Source organism: Petrocella sp., from assembly GCF_059865615.1.
Genome location: NZ_JCBCDA010000008.1, coordinates 1 through 2,237, shown reverse-complemented (window position 1 = coordinate 2,237; position 2,237 = coordinate 1). Strand labels below are relative to the sequence as shown.

Here is a 2,237-nt window from a genome sequence, read left to right as displayed (position 1 = left end):
TCTGTCACTTCAGCTTCTTTGTATACTTTCTCCGTTGCTAGGACTACCATCTTAGCCATTTCCTGTCTGGTTATGGCCCTGTCATAACTTGTGATATTCATATCCCCTTTTTCGAGGATGCCTACGGCTTCTGCTTTTGTTATATAGGGTGTCGCCCAATGATCTTTATCACTTTCCTTTTGAACGCCATAGATACTTGCTATTAATATTTTCGTGAATTCTGCTTTTGTAATCGTTCCATTTGGTTTGATTGTTCCGTCTATATATCCAGCTATCCCATCTACGGCAACTAATTTCGCCATATGGTTTGCGTACCATTCTGCTTTTATGTAATCCTCAAATTCTTTTGCTATTTCTGTCTTTAAGCTGTTTAAGGTGGTATCATTGATATCTTTTACGGTCGATACCTTACCTTTAATATCTTCTAGTGTTGTGGCGTTTATCGTAATACTTCCTACTAACATTGCTAATACTAATATGGCTGTTATGACTCTCTTCATCTTTTTACTCCCTCTTATAGTGGTATTTTTTATATTTATACGTCTTTTTGTCTTTGCATATATGAGCGTTCTATTTAATTTATCACATATATTTAATGAATACAATGATTTTTAATTTATTTCTCTAATATATATTTCAATTAATTATCCATCTTTCTACTACTCGTAAATGCTGAATTTCGTTAATACTTCATATAGTTTCTCACATTCTAATACAATCACTTATTTATTCTTCTAGCTCAAGGCTGATTTTATTATAGGCTTCATATTCCATCTTAAGTTCCTTACGAATATCATCAAAGTTAATGTCTAACCGTTCTTCTACTTGAAGTGTATCGTATGTAAATACACTGGGTTTAATTATATCTACATGTTTGTGATAATACTCCTTTTCTTTTTCTCTTTCACCGATTGCTTCATAATAGTAAGCGCTCAAAGAATAATAATTAGCCTTATTTTCATCATTTATGGATACTATTTTTAACTTATTTAGTATTTTTTTTGCTTTCTTATATTCCCCTGTCTTTATATAATATAGACAATCCAACGTCAATGCATTCATATCTATACCATTTTGATTCTTATATTCTTCTATTAAAGGCTCTGCATTTCTTATATCATCCATTTGTAAATAGCGTAAGGCAATCTCTGCTTTTAGCCCATATATTTCTGGCTTTAATTGATATAAGTATTCTAAATATTCAATAGCTTCCTCAGGATTATAATTTTCAGGAAAAAAACTATACATATCTATTAAATATTCATACATTTGCCAGTTCCTAGTTTCACAATACTCTTTGTATCTAGGATCATCTACCTGAATCGTTACTGCTGTCTTCAGTAATTCCATCGTTCTATCAGGATCAGTTACTCCCCTGCGACTCTCTCTGTAGTAATACATTATCGCAGCCGTATAATATGCATAATACTGATTCTCTGCTCGCGTTGAATCATTTATCATTGACAGTGATTTTTCAGCTAGCTTAACTGCTTCCTCAAAATTTAGTACAAATCCGTAACAGTTGGCCATTTCTGTATACATTAATACTGCCTGATTCTTATCTTTTTCTACAACTAGCTTATATAAGTTATATGCTTCTTTATACTTTTTTTGCTCATACATTTTATCGCCTAAATTATGAAGTTCTTTTACGTTTAAACCATTCGACTTTTCTAAGAGTCTAACCACTTCACTGTCTGGTGAAAGAGTTGCCGGTTCAGTCGTATAATTAATACCATCACTCATTAGCTGCGGTATCATTAGCCGAGCATAGAAAATAATCTGTAGTCCGATTAATATACTGATAATAATTGATATCCCTATAATCATTGGTTTTAGCTTGCTTAGGCTCTTTTTACTTTTTTTATCCTTTAACTGATCATCCATATAAACCCCCTCAACTTATTCACTCTTTTTTTCATCGCTATTATCTTTGGTCCTACCTTCTTCTATATTAATATCTTCATGACCATAGGCTGGTGTACCTTTACCAAGTATTCCTAGTATAGCTCCTATTATTGCAGGGCCTTTTACTGTTCCTAATACAGGCACTACTACAGGAGCCAATACTATAATTCCAACAACTGCTGCAACTGTCGCAACCGCTTGTGCCTCTTTTAATGGATACCGAGTTACTTCTATTTTATAAGAAGATTCATATCCATTATACATTTCCGGATTTGTAGAAATGGCTTGTTCATGTGTGTATGAAAAGCCTTTTGAGTTCTGTGATCCAG

At 33.0% G+C, this 2,237-nt stretch carries 3 protein-coding genes; all 3 read right to left on the bottom strand.

Annotation, left to right across the window (positions count from 1 at the left end):
• On the bottom strand, nucleotides 1–500 hold a 500-nt coding region (locus tag AC6F8J_RS01280), incomplete at its 3' end, for an S-layer homology domain-containing protein (RefSeq protein ID WP_500720441.1).
• A 226-nt stretch (nucleotides 501–726) separates the two neighbouring features.
• Nucleotides 727–1,887 (bottom strand): tetratricopeptide repeat protein, encoded by a 1,161-nt coding sequence (locus tag AC6F8J_RS01275; RefSeq protein WP_500720440.1) that lies wholly within the window; start codon nucleotides 1,885–1,887, stop codon nucleotides 727–729.
• Between the two features lie 15 nt (nucleotides 1,888–1,902).
• On the bottom strand, nucleotides 1,903–2,237 hold a 335-nt coding region (locus AC6F8J_RS01270), incomplete at its 5' end, for a hypothetical protein (protein WP_500720439.1).

Coding starts and splice junctions, on each gene's coding strand:
- AC6F8J_RS01275 (WP_500720440.1), bottom strand. CDS start 1,887: ATGGATGATCAGTTAAAGGATAAAAAAAGTAAAAAGAGCCTAAGCAAG.